Origin of the sequence: Vibrio sp. Y42_MX_L11 (assembly GCF_024181785.1) — a bacterium.
Classification (GTDB): Bacteria; Pseudomonadota; Gammaproteobacteria; order Enterobacterales; family Vibrionaceae; genus Vibrio; species Vibrio diabolicus.
The window spans coordinates 47,211-66,741 of record NZ_JAMZAP010000001.1; the positions used below are offsets into that span (position 1 = coordinate 47,211).

The 19,531-nt window shown below is 43.9% G+C and carries 16 protein-coding genes; 10 read left to right on the forward strand and 6 right to left on the reverse strand.

The genetic code is table 11. From position 1 onward, the window contains the following. Positions 1 to 29 precede the first annotated feature (29 nt). The 3 genes from NL643_RS00195 to NL643_RS00205 form a co-directional block, all read right to left on the reverse strand. A complete protein-coding gene (locus tag NL643_RS00195) occupies positions 30 to 1,361 on the reverse strand; it encodes a D-serine ammonia-lyase (RefSeq protein WP_253643702.1) in 1,332 nt (443 codons plus the stop codon). 83 nt (positions 1,362 to 1,444) lie between these two features. Beyond that, the gene (gene serC / locus NL643_RS00200) at positions 1,445 to 2,539 is read right to left on the reverse strand and encodes a 3-phosphoserine/phosphohydroxythreonine transaminase (RefSeq protein WP_046874819.1); all 1,095 of its coding nucleotides are present in this window, start codon (positions 2,537 to 2,539) and stop codon (positions 1,445 to 1,447) included. A gap of 138 nt (positions 2,540 to 2,677) precedes the next feature. Beyond that, the gene (locus NL643_RS00205) at positions 2,678 to 3,946 is read right to left on the reverse strand and encodes a DUF945 family protein (RefSeq protein ID WP_253643703.1); all 1,269 of its coding nucleotides are present in this window, start codon (positions 3,944 to 3,946) and stop codon (positions 2,678 to 2,680) included. A gap of 186 nt (positions 3,947 to 4,132) precedes the next feature. On the opposite strand from NL643_RS00205, the gene NL643_RS00210 reads away from it, so the two are divergent. The 3 genes from NL643_RS00210 (at position 4,133) to NL643_RS00220 (ending at position 7,405) form a co-directional block, all read left to right on the forward strand. Then, positions 4,133 to 6,073, forward strand: coding sequence for an ATP-binding protein (locus NL643_RS00210; RefSeq protein ID WP_253643704.1), 1,941 nt, complete (start codon positions 4,133 to 4,135; stop codon positions 6,071 to 6,073). Beyond that, positions 6,070 to 6,567: a response regulator gene (locus NL643_RS00215; RefSeq protein ID WP_145532238.1), complete on the forward strand. Its 498-nt coding sequence runs from the start codon at positions 6,070 to 6,072 to the stop codon at positions 6,565 to 6,567. The genes NL643_RS00210 and NL643_RS00215 overlap by 4 nt, the downstream gene beginning before the upstream one ends. Before the next feature lie 289 nt (positions 6,568 to 6,856). Continuing rightward, positions 6,857 to 7,405 carry a hypothetical protein gene (locus NL643_RS00220; RefSeq protein ID WP_005393208.1) on the forward strand — a complete coding sequence of 183 codons (549 nt, stop codon included), beginning with the start codon at positions 6,857 to 6,859 and terminating at the stop codon, positions 7,403 to 7,405. Between the two features lie 190 nt (positions 7,406 to 7,595). Here the strand turns inward: NL643_RS00220 and NL643_RS00225 are convergent, their stop codons facing one another. Continuing rightward, positions 7,596 to 8,183 (reverse strand): TfoX/Sxy family DNA transformation protein, encoded by a 588-nt coding sequence (locus tag NL643_RS00225; protein WP_005393210.1) that lies wholly within the window; start codon positions 8,181 to 8,183, stop codon positions 7,596 to 7,598. A 369-nt stretch (positions 8,184 to 8,552) separates the two neighbouring features. Between NL643_RS00225 and NL643_RS00230 the strand changes: the two genes are divergently transcribed. The 5 genes from NL643_RS00230 (at position 8,553) to NL643_RS00250 (ending at position 14,262) form a co-directional block, all read left to right on the forward strand. After that, positions 8,553 to 9,473 carry an HDOD domain-containing protein gene (locus tag NL643_RS00230; protein ID WP_005393212.1) on the forward strand — a complete coding sequence of 307 codons (921 nt, stop codon included), beginning with the start codon at positions 8,553 to 8,555 and terminating at the stop codon, positions 9,471 to 9,473. 152 nt (positions 9,474 to 9,625) lie between these two features. Beyond that, entirely contained in the window at positions 9,626 to 10,531 is a 906-nt protein-coding gene (locus NL643_RS00235) for a lysine exporter LysO family protein (RefSeq protein ID WP_006742620.1), read from the forward strand. Between the two features lie 206 nt (positions 10,532 to 10,737). Next, entirely contained in the window at positions 10,738 to 11,250 is a 513-nt protein-coding gene (locus NL643_RS00240; protein WP_253643705.1) for a hypothetical protein, read from the forward strand. A gap of 199 nt (positions 11,251 to 11,449) precedes the next feature. Then, positions 11,450 to 13,096, forward strand: coding sequence for a pyridoxal-dependent aspartate 1-decarboxylase PanP (gene panP, locus NL643_RS00245; RefSeq protein WP_237311810.1), 1,647 nt, complete (start codon positions 11,450 to 11,452; stop codon positions 13,094 to 13,096). Between the two features lie 311 nt (positions 13,097 to 13,407). Next, positions 13,408 to 14,262, forward strand: coding sequence for a MurR/RpiR family transcriptional regulator (locus NL643_RS00250; protein ID WP_005378021.1), 855 nt, complete (start codon positions 13,408 to 13,410; stop codon positions 14,260 to 14,262). Between the two features lie 77 nt (positions 14,263 to 14,339). On the opposite strand, the gene NL643_RS00255 is transcribed toward NL643_RS00250, so the two are convergent. After that, complete coding sequence (locus tag NL643_RS00255; protein ID WP_253643706.1) at positions 14,340 to 15,584, reverse strand: iron-containing alcohol dehydrogenase; 1,245 nt, start codon at positions 15,582 to 15,584, stop codon at positions 14,340 to 14,342. Between the two features lie 378 nt (positions 15,585 to 15,962). Here NL643_RS00255 and NL643_RS00260 point away from each other — a divergent pair, with 378 nt between their 5' ends. Together NL643_RS00260 and NL643_RS00265 are read left to right on the forward strand one after the other, a co-directional pair. Next, positions 15,963 to 16,229, forward strand: a complete 267-nt coding sequence (locus tag NL643_RS00260) for a GrxA family glutaredoxin (protein WP_005378026.1) — start codon at positions 15,963 to 15,965, stop codon at positions 16,227 to 16,229. A gap of 174 nt (positions 16,230 to 16,403) precedes the next feature. Then, complete coding sequence (locus NL643_RS00265; protein ID WP_253643707.1) at positions 16,404 to 18,086, forward strand: aspartate:alanine antiporter; 1,683 nt, start codon at positions 16,404 to 16,406, stop codon at positions 18,084 to 18,086. 76 nt (positions 18,087 to 18,162) lie between these two features. On the opposite strand, the gene fabV is transcribed toward NL643_RS00265, so the two are convergent. Beyond that, a complete protein-coding gene (gene fabV, locus NL643_RS00270; protein ID WP_006742624.1) occupies positions 18,163 to 19,365 on the reverse strand; it encodes an enoyl-ACP reductase FabV in 1,203 nt (400 codons plus the stop codon). Positions 19,366 to 19,531: the final 166 nt, after the last annotated feature.

Sequence of the window (19,531 nt, forward strand, 5' to 3'; positions counted from 1 at the left end):
GCCTAGTTAAGTACGTATACAGGGCTGATTTACCGACCTGATTTTTTGAGATAAGCCGCCATTTCATCTTCCGGAACCATGCCTCCACCTGTTGCCCAAACAAGATGCGTGGCGTTTCTGAGTTTTTCTTCGTCAAATTGCATTCGAGACTGATAAGCATGATTATTCGAGACATGCACTACCCCAACCATACCAGCTAATGCAGAAGGCTCTAGGTTAATGCCTTCTAGTTCACTTAACTCACCCAAGTGGTGATACATACGAGCATCATCAATGGTGTAAAAGCCATCAATTAGCCTTTCCATCGCTCTACCGACAAATCCCGACGCACGCCCTACTGCTAATCCATCAGCAGCGGTCATGTTGTCGATACCCAAATCTTGTACCGCAATCTCGTCATGCAAGCCGGTATGCACGCCCAACAACATGCACGGAGAGTGCGTTGGCTCTGCGAAAATACAATGAACATGATCACCAAACGCGACTTTCAAACCAAATGCCACACCACCAGGCCCACCGCCAACACCACAGGGTAGATAAACAAAGAGCGGATGATGCTCATCAACCACGATTCCCAAGTCATCAAACTGCTGCTTAAGACGCTCACCTGCAACAGAGTAACCTAGAAACAACGTCTGCGAGTTTTCATCATCAATAAAGAAGCAATTAGGATCTTGCTCAGCTTCTTTACGACCTTGCTCAACGGCAACACCATAGTCTTGCTGGTACTCCACCACTTTGACGCCATGTGACCGGAGCTTATTTTTCTTCCACTCCCGCGCCTCAGAAGACATGTGAACTGAGACTGAAAAACCAAGCTTTGCACTCATGATGCCAATGGACATACCGAGGTTACCCGTTGACCCAACCGCAATACTGTACTGCTTAAAAAACTGCCGAAACTCATTGCTGAACAATTTGCTGTAATCATCGGTTTCGCAGAGTAAGCCAGCTTCAAACGCCAACTTTTCTGCATGGGTGAGCACTTCATAAATGCCACCTCTCGCTTTGATAGAACCAGAAATTGGCAGATGACTGTCTTTTTTGAGCATTAAACGGCCCAATATTGGCGTGTCGTATTGCTGCTCCAAACGCAATTTCATCTTGGGAACATCCACCACAGAAGACTCAATGATTCCATGCGAAGCTTCCGTTTCGGGAAACGCTTTCATCAAATAAGGCGCAAATCGTGCTAGCCGTTCACTCGCAGCTTGAATATCTTTCTCATCTAGCCTCACATAGGGCAAACCTTCTGCTAAAGAGGTTATGTTTGGGTTAAACCAGCAAACCTCCTTAAGATCGATAAGTGGCGCCAAGAGTGGGAACTGCTTGATCAGCGCTTCAATATTCGCCTTGGTCATATTACCTTCCTGGAGTGATGTGAGTTGAGATAAACAAAAGCGCCGCAATTGCGACGCTTTCATGAATAACAGTGAATTTGATTTTATGCGTAGTTTTTCTCAAACTCTTGCATAAAATCGACTAACGCTTGTACACCTTCTAGCGGCATGGCGTTATAAATGGAAGCTCGCATACCACCAACGGCTCGGTGTCCTTTTAGTGATTTCAGCCCTTTGGCATCGGCTAGTTCAAGGAACGTCGCATCCAGTTCAGGTTTCGCAAGTTGGAATGGCACATTCATCAAAGAACGGTTTGCTGAGTGCACGCCATTACGGTAGAAATCAGACTGATCGATGTAATCATACAGTAGTGCGGCTTTAGCGCGGTTCACTTGCTCGATCGCTTTTACCCCACCCTGCGCCTTCAACCATTTGAAAACAAGACCAGACAGGTACCATGCAAAGGTTGGTGGCGTGTTGAACATTGATTCTTTCTCAGCCAGAACAGTATAATCCAAGATACTTGGCAGTACCTGCTTCGCCATACCTAACAAGTCGTCGCGCACGATAGCGATAGCAATGCCTGAAGGACCAATGTTTTTCTGAGCGCCCGCATAAATCACACCGTATTTCGATACATCAATCTCACGAGAAAGAATCGTCGAAGACATGTCAGCAACGATTGGTTTGTCGGTGACTGGAAGATCGTTAATCTCGATACCGTCAATGGTTTCATTTGGACAGAAATGCACGTAAGCCGCTTCTGGAGCAATTTTCCATTCGTTTGCAGGTAGAACGGCTACTTTTCCGTCGATTTCTGTTTTTGCATCAAATACGTCTGGCTCGCAGTATTTCTTCGCTTCAGCTACCGCACTTTCAGCCCAATAACCGCCGTCAATGTAAGTTGCCGTCTCGGCATCACCAAGTAAGTTTAGAGGAACAGCAGCAAATTGAGCACGAGCACCACCTTGGCAGAACAGCACTTTATAGTTGTCCGGAATATTCAGAAGATCACGTAAATCTTGCTCGGCTTCTTCTGCAACTTTGATGAACTCTTTGCTTCGGTGGCTGATTTCCATGACCGAAGTACCAAGGCCTTGCCAATCGATTAGTTCCTGTTGTGCTTGCTGCATAACTGCTTTAGGCAGACCTGCTGGCCCTGCACTGAAGTTAAATACGTTGTCCGTATTTTGTTCCATGATGCTCATTGCTCCTGCTATGTAAATATTACGAAATTAATATCACGTTTTCGCAGCGATAAAAACAAGAAAAGAGGTCTTACGACCTCTTTTTAAAGACTAAGCGTTAAATTGGATTAATTCCGCAACAATACTTGGCTACTGTTGTTGCATCAAGGCAGGCATAAGTAGCGCCACCAATGGGAACTCATGTCCATTTTCGAACTTCAATTTGCCTTCACCGATTTCTGCTTTGAGTTGATAACCGCCCTCAACTTTCTCGATCAGCTCCATGATGAGCAGCTCATCGATTCCTTCTTGAATAAATGGGTAGTGCGTCACTAATTCGTCAGAGAAGTAAGTGCTGAGCTCACCAGTAGTCGCCGTCATCAACTTCATTGGGTCTTGAGTAATGTGGTCAGTACCTTCAGGAATGGATAATTGCCACTCGTTATGGAACTTACCGTCACCAAACGCAAGTGAAAGCTCATTCACGGATAAATCAAAGCCTTTGCTAAACAGCGTGTCAACATGCGGCAATAAGCTCGCCATTTCCTGCTCGTCTAACATTGGAGAACTTTGATAGATAGACATAATTTGGTCAAATGACTGGCTATCCACATCTGCAATTGAGAAATCCAACTTAAAGTTATCGACATCCGTACCATCAGTTAAACGCAGTTTCTTAGCATCTAGGTTCAGCTGACTGTTCAGCTTATCACCAGACTCATTCATCGTAGTGTTGCCGCGGTAACTTGCATTCTCAATCAAAAAGACAGGCGTTAAGTTCGAATCAACCACATCCAGCTTCTCTAGAGAAAAAGATTGCTCACCCAGCCAATAGCCTTTTGCTTGCTTACCTTTACCCTGACCTGTCAATGCATTCAGATGAAGCTCTTCACCGTTTTCAAAATCCACTTGAACAGAAGGAACAGAAACTTGGTAATTGAGATCACCCAATACCGTCACATCCCCTGTCACTTTTGCAGGGCTTGTAGAAACAGAAACACCTTGCGCTTCGTTACGATAATGCCAACTGTCTAGGTCAAGGGTGAATGCCGTGTTGCCATTTAGTTGAGTCTGACTATGCATCGTGAGAGGCAAAAAGTCATTGTCCACCAATTTTGAATCTGCTGTTAGGCTTGTTAGACCGTGGCTAACATCACTGGTTACGTCAAACGTCGTTGGCATACCATCACGCTCTAGCTGCGTTTTAAGCTCAGGATCAACAACTGAATAACGAGTCAGCACGACTGAAGACAAATAGCCACGCTGATACTCGACCACTTCGCCTTTAATCATTTCATCATTCATATTGGTAATACCATCTTCAATGATGGACTGACCAATTTGTCCGACAGCCAATGGCCAACACAGCGCTAATGAGATAGCACCACCAATGGCGCCGATTTTTTTAAGATTTTGCATAACGTCACTTATTAGGTATTTTCGGTCAGTCTACCCCAAACCTTCTGCGGAGAAAACATTGAGACAAATCAGACTATTGATGCTTATTCTAGTCCATTAATCAGGAATCATACTTGGCTCCCACTCATCATGTCCTTTTATTGTTAAAGTTTGCGTGGCGAAGTTTTAACCGGAGCTAAAACATCTGTGAATCGTTATGCTGTGTTGTGTCTCGACAACAACCCAATCAGTGCTGAACAGTTTCGATTGGAGCTGTCTGCCTTCTCAAGTAAGTTTGATATTTTTTCTGTCGAATCGATAGAAGAGGCTCAAAGCGCTTTAGAGTATCTGGAAGAAAGAGAGCAGACTGTTGCTTTAGTTATAGCGAGCCATCACGCTCATTTTAATGGCGTGGATTTTCTTATTGGTTTAGACCGGATGCCGCATACCGAGCAAGCAAGAAAAATTCTTATTAGCTGCTCGTCTGATATAGAGGCAATTCTCACTGCCGTTAATGAGGGCAGGCTCGACCACTGCCTCACTAAACCTTTGCCAGATCACGTCTTATTTAACACAGTGCAAAAAGAGCTGACCCAATTTATATTGCGAAATGGCAAAGAAGACCTGCTAAGTTACAGTCAGATATTGGATCATCACAGCTTGTTGCGAGCGCACATCAATAATCAGATGAGCCATTATCAAGCGGGCTTTTTACACGACTACCACTCGATGTCTGATGCTGAGTTAGCCGAGCAAGTGATCTCAGCTCTCCAACAGTTTTTTAAAGACAATGACGAAACAAGAGCCTGCCGCACCTATTCAACTGAACACCTATTAACTGTAGAAGGCGAGCCAAATAGCTTCTTGTGGTTTATCACCGATGGTGAAGTGGCTCTGTACAAGCGCGATGAGCAAGGCATGCAGCGAGAGGTTGTACGCCATAACAAAGGTAATATTGTCGGAGGCATGTCGTTTGTTACTGGAGAATGTTCTTTCTCGACAGCCCTAACGCTGACAAAGACAGAGGTCATAAAACTCGATCGCAACGTATTCAATAAAGTGATGCAAAGCGACTCAAACTTGCTGCCTCTTTTTACAAACTTGCTCTTACGCCACTTCAACCGCCGATTACAAAGAAGCATCAATACCAAGTTGCAACTTCAAAAAACGCTCGAATCGCTGGAGTCTGCCCACCAGCAACTCATTGAAAGAGAAAAAATGGCGATGCTCGGCCAGTTGGTTGCGGGCGTGGCGCATGAACTAAATAATCCGATAGCAGCGATATTGAGGGGCGTAGAGAATTTAACGCATACGCTTGCACGATTACTTAACGAAGTACCCAGTTCCGATATACAAATCAAAGGCATTGAGTTACTGAGCAAAGCTCAAACCGCAAAACCCGCTTCAACCGCAGAGCTCAGATCACGCGTTAAAGCACTTAATCATGCCCTTCCAGACCGAACACTGGCTAAGAAAGTGGTGAACCTTGGGCTAGAGTCAGATCACGAGTTACTCACTCAACTAACGAAAAAACAGCAAGTATCTTCTCATGTTCTCGATACTCTTGAGCAATACCACAAAGCTGGTTCTACTCTTCGCTCAATTAACGTCTGTGCTGCGCGAATTGCAGATATGGTGAAAAGCCTTAAAGGTTACGCACGCTCAGATGATGAGATCCAGCACTATGCTGATATTCATGAAGGTATTGAAGACACCTTGGTGATCTTCGAAAACAAACTAAAAATGCATCAGGTTTCCACTGATTATGCGGATTTACCTCCCATCCTTTGTCAACCAATCGCACTCCAACAGGTATGGACGAATTTGGTCTCTAACGCCATTGATGCATTTCCGGAAAAAGGCGTTTTAAAAATACAAACACGTCTTGCAGAAAAAGATCATACACATTACGCCGTTATCTCGTTTGAAGATAATGGGTGTGGCATTCCTGAATCGCAAAGAGAAGCCATTTTCGAGCTCAACTTCACGACGAAAAAAGAAGGCAACTTTGGTTTAGGCATTGGGCTGTCCATCTGCCAGCAAATCGTGACAGCACATAAGGGATGGATTGACGTCGAATCAGAACTCGACAAGTTCACACGAATGACAGTCTGGTTACCAGTCATCGAAAAAGGAGATGAAATATGACCAAGTATTTAATTTTATGTGTCGATGACGAACGAGAAGTCTTGGATAGCGTGCTCCAGGATCTCGCTCCCTTTGAGGAACATTTTATTGTCGAGGGAGCGGAATCAGTCACTGAAGCAAGGCAAGTGATCGAGGAGATGGCGGAAGAGGAAGTTCAGCTTGCGCTCGTTTTATGCGACCACATTATGCCGGAGCAAACTGGGATTAGCTTCTTAATCGAACTCAGTCAAAATGGTGACACAAAAGCAGCCCGCAAAGTCTTACTTACAGGACAAGCCGGCTTAGAAGACACCGTTGAGGCCGTCAATAACGCAAGTCTGGACTATTACATTGCCAAACCATGGAGAGGTGAAGAATTGAGAAAAGCAATCGTGTCTCAGCTTACTGCTTTTATGATTGCAAATGATGATAACTTACTATCTTGGACTCAAGTCCTTGATTCTGAGGCGATCCTCAATGCCATGGCTGAACGCAGAGCAAGCTTCGGGGAGTAATATGCGTGGCTCTAGCTTGAATGTCACCAAAACCAGCTGATCCACGTTATTTCGCGCAATAGCGCGAGTATGGAAAAGCATCACTATTTATCCGATTGATGCTCTTAGACGTTATGTATATGGCGTAGTTTTTGCTTAAACCCACTAACTATTAAGTTAATTGACAAAACATCGACACATTTTTGTTGGTCGTGGACCTTCCTTTTTATTATGATGTCGGACAAATCAGATTACGGTTCAAGTGGTTGCTTGAATCCATGGAAATAATGAACAAGGTTTATCGTTAGTTATGCGTAAAACACTATTAGCCGCTGCCTTACTAGTGGCATCAAGCCATGCCCTAGCCGCAAACGACCGCAATGCGCCAGCAACTATGAGCAACTTTAGCTACGACTATTTCGAAGCACGTATTGGCGCAAGTCCTGTGACATTTGGTGCTGGATTCAGCAAATCAATTCACCCTAACGCACATGTTATTGCTCGTATCGACTCTGAGTTTGAAAGTGATTTTGACTCAGCCGCTGGTTTTGGCTTTCATTCGCCACTAAACAACTGGGCTGACCTTACAGGTGAAATGCTAATGCGCGTTGTACAACCTTCAAGCGATAGCAGCACTGACGTAGGTATGGAACTGAACTTAGGTGTTCGTCAATGGTTAGGTCCTCAATTAGAAGTAGGCGGCAAAGTCGGCTACGTTTCTATTGATAACGATGACGACTGGACCGGTGCAGCATACGCTCGTTTCCACTCAACTGAGCTTTTCTCTCTAGGTGCTGAAGCGCGTATCAACGACTTTTATGGTGATCAGGTAATGTTCACTACGCGTTTTAAGTTTTAAGATTTTTGCTTTAATAAAAGAGCAAATTAAAAAACAAAAACCGAGGCCCATGCCTCGGTTTTTTGTCTAATCTAATGACTAACTCAATGAAGTGGTCAAAAACTTCAATGTCCTTTTTCCGCTTTCAACACTTGCCTTTACGACCCGCTAACTCCATCAAAACGAGTCAATCATCGTGCGTTCAGCTTGCTTACTCACACAGCGCCAGTAACTGCTTTTTACGCGGCTCTTGAATCAGTTTCCAATGAACACCGTCAGTGGCACCAGCGAATTTCCAAAGCAACTTAACATCAACGTCATTGCCATAAGCCACTTTAACTTTGTTGAAGACTTTTACAGGTCCAAGTTCTAAAAAGGTTTCTACGTCATCAACACCTGCTTTCTTGACCATTCGCTCAAGAGTTAACTGCATATTTGGCAGATCTCTCAAACGTCTACTGGCAGAAGACTTTTGATATTTTCGTTCCTTAATTGAGTATTCAATTGATTTTTGTACCAGTTCATCGAGTCCTGCATATCCGGATTCAAACAAATCTGTTACGTCATAATAATTTACGGTTGCCGTCGTCTGTTTTTTGACGTGCTTATATTTTTCGCAATTCAGTTGAGTAAACACTTCGTCCAATCCATTACCACCACGTAAGTAGCAGCAATCATTGCTGACAAGCGCAAACATAGCATCATCGGTGAATAAACCGATACCACCGAACATAGAACGTTTTTGATACTCACTAAAGTTGCGTACATATTTAAAAAAAGCTTGGTCTGTCATGTCCATTGACCTCTTTAATCTGAATAAATTACCCCGATTAGCGATGTCACCAGATAAACAGCAGCTTATAGCGAATTATAAATGTCGATTTGTTGGCGATATTTTTGTGAGTTGTGCTCACCAACTTGCTTAATCATACTTAACGTTGAAAAATAAGTTAGGACATAGGTCACATATAAAAAAGTATATATTCAGCATACGTGATTAGTTTCACACTTATTATTCATGTGGTGATATTTTTTTGACGCACGGCATGCCCAAAACACGCCATCATTATGATCTCGCTGGCAATTACGAGCACGTGATACGCATTTAATTGATAAAGAATACGCTGTAAGGGTACACTGTACGAAAGATCTCAAGTACAGCGTCACAATGGAACATTTATCATTTTTTTGGCTGCCAAATAATAAAGATAAGCTTATAAACGCACTGGAATCCGAGTTTGCTCAGCTGGTAGAACAGTCCATCTCAACGGGTAAGATTTCATTACCCCCTATTCCTGATGTCGTGCTTAAAATTCAGCAGTTATGTGTCGAAGAACACACCACTATTTCAGATGTTGCTAACTGTTTGTTAGAAGATCCCGGCTTGGCGGCGGTCGTTCTGCGAGTAGCAAACTCTGTAATTTTCAATCGCAGAAACATTACCTGCAACGACTTAACCACCGCGGTATCTCGCCTTGGTATACTGCGCGTGCGTGATATTGTTACCGCACAAGCGATTGAACAACTTAAACATTCAGTAAATTTAACCAAAGAATGTAATGCTATCTTGGTGAAAAGTGCAGCGGTATCCCGAGAACTCGGTGCCGTCATGGTGATATTGGTTCAAGCGTTTCGTAAACACGAGCCAGGTACTTATGGGCACTTGGAGCAAGAAAAAGCATTGCTGGTTGGTCTGCTAGCCGATATCGGTTTGTTTTGTCTAATTAACGAGTACCACCTGTACTTAGATAGAGGCAATTACCTAGATCCTGAAATTGCGTTGCAAATCTTCCAAACTCGTTGTTCAGCAACAAGCAAACTGGTGCTCGAGCGCTGGGGATTTGACAATGACTTTAGAGAGGTCTCCTCAAACGAGAAGTACGAGCAAACGCGACCGGAAGTAAGTTATTTAGACATTGCAAGAATCGCGCATCACTTATTGATGTTCCGCAATCATGATGAGCGCATTGATGAACACGAAGTTGAATTCAACTTAACAGGTGCAGAGGTCTTGTATGAACTCAGCAATATGAGTGATACTGACTTCAATGACCAAATACGTGCAGTGCTAAGTGCTAGCGGCTTGTAATTTATCGTTTTCTCACACCTAATTCGCGATAAACGATTCGCTCAAGGCTGAGCAGCGTTTGGTATTTGGTAAAATATCTCTCTAATTTCAACCGATAAATAATTTGATTTATGTGTGTTGGTATTATCTCAAAAAAGGAATCATAGAGCTTTATGTTCTCAGGGATGCTATTTATTTTCGCTCCACTTGTTGTGGGGTATCTAATTCCTATATCTCGAGCCTCGTTACTGGAGAAGATCAATCAATCAACGTCCTACCTTATTTACGTCATTTTGTCGTTGATGGGACTTAGCCTAGCAGCGCTCGATAACTTAAGTAGCAACTTACAGAGTATTCTCCTCTATGCGAGTACTTTCTTTTTATGTTTAAGTACCTGTAATCTGTTGGCGCTGCCTATTATCGATAGGATTATTCCTCTCCAGACCAATCAGAATCAAAAGAAGCTGCCATTATCCTCGATGGCTTTAGAATCAGTAAAGCTGATTGTTGTCGTTGGTGGCGGGCTAGTAGTTGGTCTGCTGTTACCCATCGATTTAAGTTGGGTGGATACAGCGAGCGAATGGATACTCTTCCTGCTCCTATTTTTTATTGGTATTCAGCTTCGCAATAGTGGTCTTACTCTTCGCCAAATTCTATTAAATAAACAGGGTATGGCCATTGCGGCAGTTGTGATCGCAACATGTATGCTTGGTGGCGTTATTGCAGCGATACTTTTGGACCTTCCTCTCTATCAAGCCCTCGCGATGGCTTCAGGCTTTGGCTGGTATTCACTCGCAGGAATTTTGATGGGAGACGCTTTTGGCCCCGTGTTTGGGGGAGCATCTTTCCTGATCGAATTGATGAGAGAGCTGGTCGCGCTGGTAGCCATTCCTCTCTTTATTCGCAGCTATCCGTGCACAGCAATTGGTTATGCAGGTGCAACAGCAATGGACTTTACCCTACCTGTTATTCAGACTACAGGTGGTGTGCGTTGTGTCCCAGTCGCCATCGTTAGTGGGTTTATTTTGAGTTTACTGGTACCAGTTATGATGCTTTTCTTTGTATCACTTGCTAGCTAGATCTCAGGTTTTCGCTTTAACATCCATTACAATACGGCAAAAATTCAAATACCCAGTTAACGTCAAAGTGATCAAGATTTTGGCAATAATCCGCTTTCTTTTTGTCAATTAGCCCAATGATTTATCACGACTAAAGAGAAAGAAGGATGAAACATCAACTTATGTGCCTTGCGTTAATAAAGGGATAACAACCAGAAGGAAGAAGAATGAAACGCTTTGTCGTTGCAGCGCTCCTCGCTACAAGCTCAACTTTTACGTTTGCCGCAGATCAACAATGTCTTGCAAGCAAATACGACGGCTATGTTGATGCCTCACTACAGTGGTATCAAGATCTTGTCGATTTGACGGTTACCCAGTATCCAGATCTAAAAGAAGTTAGCCAGTGGTTCTTGGACGGCCGTAAACATCACTTTGAATTAAACCGTGAAGCAGTGCACTATTTTCTAGAGAACGATCCTAGCCGTATTGCAACAGAACAGCCAATCGAAGCATGGCTAAAATTAGAACAACACGACGTTAAGCAGCTAGCAAGCCGAAGTGATAAGTTAGGTGAAGTCGCAAAACAAACGTTTAGTGACCGTCAATCGACTAACCATCCAAAAAACTACGAACTCCGTTCAGCATTCGCCGACCTGCTTAGCCATCCACAACAAATTGATACCGCGCTTAATAAGTACAATCAGTCAATAGAGAAGATTGAAAAGCAGAAGTGTGATTAATTAATCGTTGAGGATGCTCGAAAACGCCGAGTGTTTTAACACATTAAAATCAACGATTTTTTAATGCGAAGATTGTAGCCCTCACCTAAAATTTTCATTTCAGCAACATGGGTTTCAACAATTAAAACGGGACTTTGCGCCCGTTTTAGTTTAGATTGTGCCGCTCGCATTACCAAAATAACTACAAAGATTCTTTGCTATGGTTAAGGAACAAAAAACCGCTGACGTTAGCTTTGAGAGCTTGCTAAAGATCTTCACTGTCCCAGAAGGTCCTGACTCAACGTTAACCAAAATTGACGAGAGCCTCTCGCGAAACCTAAATCAATTTCTTCGTGAACACATCGTGGCAGAAGAAAAGCCTTTACGCGAAATCGAAAAAGACTTTTCTTCTGCTCAGATTCCTGAGCAGCCAGAGTTCGTGTCAGATCATACAGAACACTTACTCGACACTTTGGTGTCGCACTCCGTTCACACTTCTTCACCAAGCTTCATTGGTCATATGACATCGGCGCTGCCTTATTTCTTGATGCCATTGTCAAAGATCATGATCGCCTTAAACCAAAACCTGGTAAAGATAGAGACTTCTAAGGCCTTTACCCCGCTTGAACGTCAAGTTTTGGGCATGCTACATCGCTTGATCTATGGTCAGAGCGATACGTTTTACGATCAGTGGATGCATAGCGCAAACCACTCATTGGGCGCATTTTGCTCCGGCGGTACCATTGCCAATATCACTGCACTTTGGGTAGCACGTAACAAGGCGTTAAGAGCCAATGGTTCATTTAAAGGCGTTGAGAAAGAAGGCCTATTTAAAGCCATGAAGCATTATGGCTACGATGGCTTAGCGGTATTGGTGTCTGAGCGTGGTCACTACTCCCTTAAGAAAGCAGCCGATGTACTAGGTATAGGTCAAGATGGCTTGGTTGCGGTTAAAACGGATGCCAACAACCGTATTATTGTCGACGACCTTAAAGCGAAAATTGTTGAACTAGAGAAACAAAACATCAAGCCTATTGCTGTTATTGGTGTAGCTGGTACAACAGAGACTGGTAATGTCGACCCGCTACCTGAAATCGCAGAAGTCTGCCAAGCTCACGGTTGTCATTTCCATGTGGATGCCGCATGGGGTGGCGCAACACTTATGTCTAATCACCACCGTCACCTTCTTAACGGTGTGGAAATGGCAGACTCAGTAACCATTGATGCGCACAAGCAACTCTACATCCCGATGGGCGCTGGTATGGTTCTGTTCAAAGATCCTGACGCAATGAAATCCATAGAGCATCACGCTCAATATATCTTGCGTAAAGGCTCAAAAGACCTAGGCAGCCATACATTAGAAGGCTCTCGTTCGGGCATGGCAATGTTAGTCTATGCCGCAATGCACATAATCAGCCGCCCTGGCTATGAGCTGCTGATAGACCAAAGCATTGAAAAAGCTCGCTACTTTGCAGATTTAATCAAGCAGCAAGATGATTTCGAATTGGTTTCTGAACCAGAGCTTTGTCTGCTCACATACCGCTACTTGCCGCCATTCATCCGTGAGGCATTAGCAAAAGCGGAAGGTTCACAAAAAGAACAACTGAATGAACTGATTAATGAATTAACACAGTTTATTCAAAAGCGTCAGCGTGAAACGGGCAAATCGTTTGTTTCACGTACAAGACTGAACCCAGACCAATGGCAGCGCATGAACACGATTGTGTTCCGAGTGGTTTTGGCAAATCCGCTGACGACCAAAGAGATTTTGAGTTCGGTGCTTGATGAACAGCGTGAAATCGCCAAGCAAGCACCAAATTTGATGGAAAGAATTCAGCAGGTGGTCACTGATATCCAATCGTCTTAATGGCCCGAAAGAGTTACATCAATTTGAAATTTTTTTTCGTTTTGATGTAACTCAAACATCATTCTCGTGCGACTGGCGCAACAAAACATCGATTACACATCCAATTCTGTAGTTTTTACAACATTTTGTTTGAGGCCTGTCAAATTCTCACTAAATAGTATCCGTTATTGGTTTAGACTGATTGAAGATCAGGTTTATACTGATTCTATGGCGCTGGTTGTTTTCGTTAACGCCCCACTCTACTCTGGAATCTTCGTGTTTCCTTTCGTTAACAGAGCCAGCGAGTTGTTCTCTATACCCTCGTGAACACTATGAATACATTAGAAAAAATTCAAAAAAACCTGGAGAATTTCAGTAAGTCAGAGCGCAAAGTTGCGGAAGTAATTATGGCGTCTCCACAAACTGCAATTCATTCAAGCATTGCAACGTTGGCTAAAATGGCTGATGTTAGTGAGCCCACTGTAAACCGCTTCTGTCGTCGTCTGGACACCAAGGGCTTTCCAGATTTTAAGCTTCACTTGGCACAGAGCCTAGCCAATGGTACCCCTTACGTTAACCGTAACGTGGAAGAAGACGATGGCCCAGACGCGTACACCCATAAGATTTTCGAATCGACCATGGCGTGTTTAGATGTCGCGAAAAACAGCCTAGATCCAATGCAAGTGAACCGTGCGGTCGATTTGCTAACGCAAGCGAAGCGCATTTCATTCTTTGGCCTTGGTGCATCATCTTCTGTAGCCCGAGACGCACAAAACAAGTTTATTCGCTTTAACATTCCAATTACTTGTTTTGAAGACATTGTCATGCAGCGCATGAGTTGTATTAACTGCAGTGATAATGATGTTGTGGTTCTTATTTCTCACACAGGTCGAACGAAGAGTCAGGTCGAAATAGCAAACCTTGCTCGTGAAAACGGCGCGACGGTCATTGCGATTACAGCAAAGGACTCACCGCTAGAAAAGGCAAGTTCACTCGCTATTACGCTTGATATTCCTGAAGATACCGACGTCTATATGCCAATGGCGAGTCGAGTTGTACAGATGACGGTGATTGATGTACTGGCAACTGGCTTCACACTCCGCCGTGGTACAGGTTTCCGTGAGAACCTAAAACGCGTAAAAGATGCGTTGAAAGACAGTCGCTATGACAAGCTAAGTCAGTACTAAGTACTGGTGTTTAGTGAAAGATTTAATAAAGGGGAGCTCAACGCTCCCCTTTTTTCAACGTGCTTTAGATCAATACATCAACCCAAGTCGTTCACACTCGATAAGTCCGTTCTTGATTCAAGCACTTCTACAGAGCTCACGTGTTGTGTGCTCTCTGCCACACACTCTCTACTGCAATCACAGACTTGCTGCAATATGTATATCAAACGTTCCTGATTAAGGGGTAACGGGTTGCCTTTGATCGCCATCGACTTAAGCGCATCGTTCGCCACTTGTTCAAAAGAAGTTTGGCATACTCCGAATTGGCCAAGTAACGGCAACGCTAACTTATCTAACACCATATTTACCCAAAGAACCCCATCGTGCTCATTCGCGTTCGCACGATCGGTAACCAATTGGGCAAGTTTACGATAACGACTTATCACATCATTCCTGCCAGCGAGCTTCGCGGCGTTAATATTTTCCTGCATCACGTGCGGTGCAAGACGCGCCGTGATCACGCTGTGGGGCGCATCTAACTTACCTCCTAACGCCGACGCAAGCCCATGTGCAGCACCTAATTTGGCATTAGTAATGGCCATGCCACCGAGCAACGCAGCGAATGATAAATCAGACCGAGCCTTATGATTATCTTGCTTACAAGCAGCAATCACTGAACGGCTTAAACGACGAAGTCCCTCTTCGCACACCATATCTGTAAGAGGGTTTGGCTCACCACACACATACGCTTCCATCAAATGAGTGAACGCATCCATCGCGCCACGCCCGGATGTGTATTGATCGGTTCCATAGGTGAGCGTCGGATCCACAATGGCAACGTCTGCCAGCATATCAGGGCTTCGAAGACTCACTTTCACTTTATCTTGTCCAGACTTCAACACCGCATTTCGAGTCACCTCTGAACCCGTGCTTGCTGTCGTAGGAATTGCAATAAAATGAAGAGGTTTTGCCTTTAATGGTACGTTTCTTCCTACCACTTCGACGTAGTCGTAAACATTGCCTTGATTAGGAATAATAGCGGCTAGAGCTTTACCCATATCGATGACACTGCCACCGCCAATAGCAATCACCATATCAGGCTGGAATTTTCTACCGAGTACCGCGGTCTCTTCTACCATTGTGATATAAGGTTCGCCATTGATTGCTACGTGTTGGTAACGCATATTTTGAGCTTTAAGGTAGTTAATGATGGGCGTGGCTCGTTGGGTTTCCTTCCCGGTTACCAGCAAAACACTGTAGCCAAATTGGTTGATAACGGATAATGAAGACTGAAGTGCACCTTCACCAAATATAATCCTTGTTGCAGTCATAAACTGAAACATACACATCCTCCCAAAAATAATATACCCAAATAACCTCTTGCCCTCTGATTTAACACTTATGGAAGAGTTGAAGTCATTTGCGTATAGCCAGATTAGATTGCTATGTTTTTGAATAAAAAAAATTGACCAATTCCACCTTGCCATCATTAACCCCTTAAAATGTATGTTTTTTATGCGTCACTTCACATACTTTAGAGCCATAGAATAAGGGAGCGCGTTTAGTTTTTATTCGATAGATTTCACCTATAGAACCAAGAGGTAATTGCCGCTTTATTTCCGTATCTGGATCGGGCATAGTTACTGCAACAAAAGAGAGCGCACTCAGCCGCTATGTTTTGTACGCTTTCAAAAAAGAATAGATTTAGGAGAAATAAGATTATGTTCGTTGTTATCTTTGGTCGCCCTGCATGTCCTTTCTGTGTTCGTGCAAAAGAACACGCAGAAACGCTAAAAGCGAAGCGTGACGACTTCAACTACCGTTACGTTGATATCCATGCTGAAGGTATTTCTAAAGCAGATCTTGAGAAAACAGTTGGTAAACCAGTTGAAACTGTTCCTCAAATCTTTATCGACCAAGAGCACATCGGTGGCTGCGACGAGTTCGAAGCGTACGCGAAAGAGCACCTAGGTCTATTTGACGAGTAATAAAGACAGTTTTTAAGAAAGCCGCTTCATGCGGCTTTTTTATTATTTTTCAGTTGGTTATTACCTTACGTCAACTAATGGTAAAACCTAAAAAAATTCACTTATCTTTTTGCTATATTTAGTTACAATTCGCAATTCTTAATCTTTTTGGCACACACTTTACCGAGCCACACAGTGAACATAGACGTCGTATACCTTCTTGAGCAAAACCCTATCCTTCTAATCTTCGTCGTATTAGCCATTGGCCTTGCCATCGGAAAAATCCGATTTGGCAAATTACAACTAGGCAACTCCATAGGCGTTCTAATTACCTCGTTGGTAATGGGTCACCTTGGCTTCTCATTCAATGCAGAAGCATTAACCATTGGCTTTATGCTGTTTATTTATTGCGTTGGCATTGAAGCTGGACCAAACTTTTTTGGCATATTCTTCAGAGATGGTAAGCATTACTTTATTTTAAGTATGACCGTTCTCGTGTCCGCAGTCAGCTTAACGTATGGCTTGAGCCACTATTTCGGCCTCGACTTTGGCTTGTCAGCCGGTATGATGGCCGGCGCGTTGACAGCAACACCAGTGCTAGTTGGTGCTCAAGATGCTCTTAACTCTGGCCTTGCGACTATACCGCGCAATATGGATTTTTCTTTGGTATTAGAAAATCTATCCGTGGGTTACGCGATGGCTTATCTGGTGGGCTTAATTAGCATGATCATGTTCGCGAAGCTGTTGCCAAAACTGCAGAAGCAGAACCTGTCTGATTCTGCGCAGCAAATTGCTCAAGAACGTGGCCTTGGAAATTCAAGCCAAAGAAAAGTGTACTTACCGATTATTCGTGCTTACCGAGTCGGCCCAGAATTGATTGACTGGACTGACGGCAAGAACTTGCGTGAACTGGGTATTTATCGTCAAACTGGCTGTTACATTGAACGAATCCGCCGCAATGGTATTCTCGCCCATCCAGATGGTGATGCCATTTTGCAAGAGGGTGATGAAATTGCACTGGTTGGCTTCCCTGATAGCCATGCTCGCTTGGATCCTAGCTTCCGCAACGGAAAAGAAGTATTTGATCGTAACTTGCTTGATTTGCGCATCGTTGAAGAAGAAATTGTCGTAAAAAGTGACGCTATCGCAGGCAAGCGTTTATCTGATTTAAACTTATCTGAGTTTGGCTGTTTCTTAAACCGCGTGGTACGTGCGCAAATAGAAATGCCGATGGACTTAGACATTGTGCTCGCTAAAGGTGACGTCCTTCAGGTGAGCGGCGAGAGAAGCCGAGTACATGGACTCGCGGAAAAAATCGGCTTCATCTCGATCCACAGTCAAATGGCCGATTTACTCGCTTTTTGCAGCTTCTTTATTTTGGGTATTCTGTTTGGCCTCATCACGATGACATTCGGCCAGGTTTCGTTCAGCTTGGGTAACGCGGTAGGTCTTTTGTTATCTGGTATTACACTTGGTTTCTTACGAGCAAATCACCCTACTTTCGGCTATGTCCCGCAGGGGGCACTAAATATGGTCAAAGATTTGGGTTTGATGTTCTTTATGGTGGGAATAGGTCTAAGTGCAGGCGGAAAGATGTTCGAGCACTTGACTCAAGTTGGTCCAAAAGTGATTGGTTTAGCATTCATTGTTAGTGTTGTGCCTGTGGTATTGGCCTATTTAGTGGGCGCACACATACTCAAGATGAACCGTGCCCTGCTCTTCGGTGCCATTATTGGTGCCCGAACTTGTGCCCCAGCTATGGATGTCGTCAACGACTACGCTAAATCCACCATCCCAGCTCTTGGCTATGCGGGTACCTATGCGATTGCCAATATTCTGATGACGTTGGCAGGTACAATCCTGATAATATTAAGTTAATAACTTTGACTGATGAAAGCAAAAAAGGCGCTCAATGAGCGCCTTTTGTATATCGGTTGTCTAATCAGTCATTCGATTAGATTTGGATAAAATCAGCTTCAACCGCTGGATTTACATCCGCTTCGTAATCTACGCCTTCAACACCGAAACCAAATAGTTTCAAGAACTCTTCTTTGTACTCTACGTAGTCAGTCAGTTCTTTTAGGTTCTCAGTCGTAATTTGAGGCCATAGTTCACGACAGTGCTGCTGAATGTCGTCACGAAGTTCCCAATCATCCAGACGTAGACGGTTCATCTCATCCACTTCTGCTGCGCTACCATCTTCTTTGTACAGACGTTGGCTGAACATACGGTAGATTTGTTCCATACAGCCTTCGTGTACGCCTTCTTCGCGCATTTTCTTGAATACCATTGCAATGTACAGTGGCATAACAGGAATTGCGGAACTTGCCTGAGTTACAACAGATTTAAGTACAGCAACATTTGCACTGCCGCCTGTCGCTGCTAACTTGTCGTTTAGCGCTTTCGCCGCACGATCTAGGTCCATTTTCGCTTTACCTAGTGCGCCATCCCAGTAGATTGGCCAAGTTAGCTCAGTACCAATGTAGCTGTACGCGACTGTCTTACAGCCTTCAGCAAGAACACCAGCATCAGACAGTGCATTGATCCAAAGTTCCCAGTCTTCACCGCCCATAACGGTTACTGTGTCTTTGATTTCTTCTTCTGTTGCAGGCTCAACACTTGCTTCGATGATCACATCTTTGTTGGTATCAACAGCAGTTGATGTATAAGTTTCACCGATAGGCTTAAGCGCTGAACGAACTAGCTCGCCAGTTTCTGGCATTTTACGTACTGGGGAAGCCAGTGAGTAAACCACCATATCGATCTGACCTAAATCTTCTTTGATCAGTTCGATAGTTTTCTGTTTCGCTTCATTTGAGAAAGCGTCGCCGTTTAGGCTTTTTGCGTACAGGCCTTCTTCACGCGCTAGCTTTTCAAAAGCAGCTGCATTGTAGAAACCTGCCGTACCTGGTTTCTTCTCAGTACCTTCTTTTTCGAAGAAAACACCGATAGTTGATGCACCGCCACCAAATGCCGCAGCGATACGAGAAGATAGACCGTAGCCACTTGATGCACCGACAACAAGAACGCGCTTAGGTGCGTTTTTGATTGGGCCTTGCGCTTTAGTGTACGCAATTTGTTCTTTTACGTTAGCTTCACAACCAACAGGGTGCGTTGTAGTACAGATAAATCCACGAATTCTAGGTTTGATGATCATATTCAACTTCCTTTAAAAAACCTTGTTAGGATAAAAGTTTCGTCGGGATTTCGCATCTAATTTCTGTAAAAATGCTCTGAAAAGGCAAGTGGTTGGAGCACTATCCCAACATCCACTCAGCAAGAACACAAAAAAGCACCTCATTGAGGTGCTTTTCTTAGTATTA

What these genes read in the sequence shown, in the direction of transcription:
- NL643_RS00195 (WP_253643702.1), bottom strand. Translation starts at nt 1,361, where the DNA reads ATGACCAAGGCGAATATTGAAGCGCTGATCAAGCAGTTCCCACTCTTG.
- serC (WP_046874819.1), bottom strand. Translation starts at nt 2,539, where the DNA reads ATGGAACAAAATACGGACAACGTATTTAACTTCAGTGCAGGGCCAGCA.
- NL643_RS00205 (WP_253643703.1), bottom strand. Translation starts at nt 3,946, where the DNA reads ATGCAAAATCTTAAAAAAATCGGCGCCATTGGTGGTGCTATCTCATTA.
- NL643_RS00215 (WP_145532238.1), top strand. Translation starts at nt 6,070, where the DNA reads ATGACCAAGTATTTAATTTTATGTGTCGATGACGAACGAGAAGTCTTG.
- NL643_RS00220 (WP_005393208.1), top strand. Translation starts at nt 6,857, where the DNA reads ATGCGTAAAACACTATTAGCCGCTGCCTTACTAGTGGCATCAAGCCAT.
- NL643_RS00225 (WP_005393210.1), bottom strand. Translation starts at nt 8,183, where the DNA reads ATGGACATGACAGACCAAGCTTTTTTTAAATATGTACGCAACTTTAGT.
- NL643_RS00230 (WP_005393212.1), top strand. Translation starts at nt 8,553, where the DNA reads ATGGAACATTTATCATTTTTTTGGCTGCCAAATAATAAAGATAAGCTT.
- NL643_RS00235 (WP_006742620.1), top strand. Translation starts at nt 9,626, where the DNA reads ATGTTCTCAGGGATGCTATTTATTTTCGCTCCACTTGTTGTGGGGTAT.
- NL643_RS00240 (WP_253643705.1), top strand. Translation starts at nt 10,738, where the DNA reads ATGAAACGCTTTGTCGTTGCAGCGCTCCTCGCTACAAGCTCAACTTTT.
- panP (WP_237311810.1), top strand. Translation starts at nt 11,450, where the DNA reads ATGGTTAAGGAACAAAAAACCGCTGACGTTAGCTTTGAGAGCTTGCTA.
- NL643_RS00250 (WP_005378021.1), top strand. Translation starts at nt 13,408, where the DNA reads ATGAATACATTAGAAAAAATTCAAAAAAACCTGGAGAATTTCAGTAAG.
- NL643_RS00255 (WP_253643706.1), bottom strand. Translation starts at nt 15,584, where the DNA reads ATGTTTCAGTTTATGACTGCAACAAGGATTATATTTGGTGAAGGTGCA.
- NL643_RS00260 (WP_005378026.1), top strand. Translation starts at nt 15,963, where the DNA reads ATGTTCGTTGTTATCTTTGGTCGCCCTGCATGTCCTTTCTGTGTTCGT.
- fabV (WP_006742624.1), bottom strand. Translation starts at nt 19,365, where the DNA reads ATGATCATCAAACCTAGAATTCGTGGATTTATCTGTACTACAACGCAC.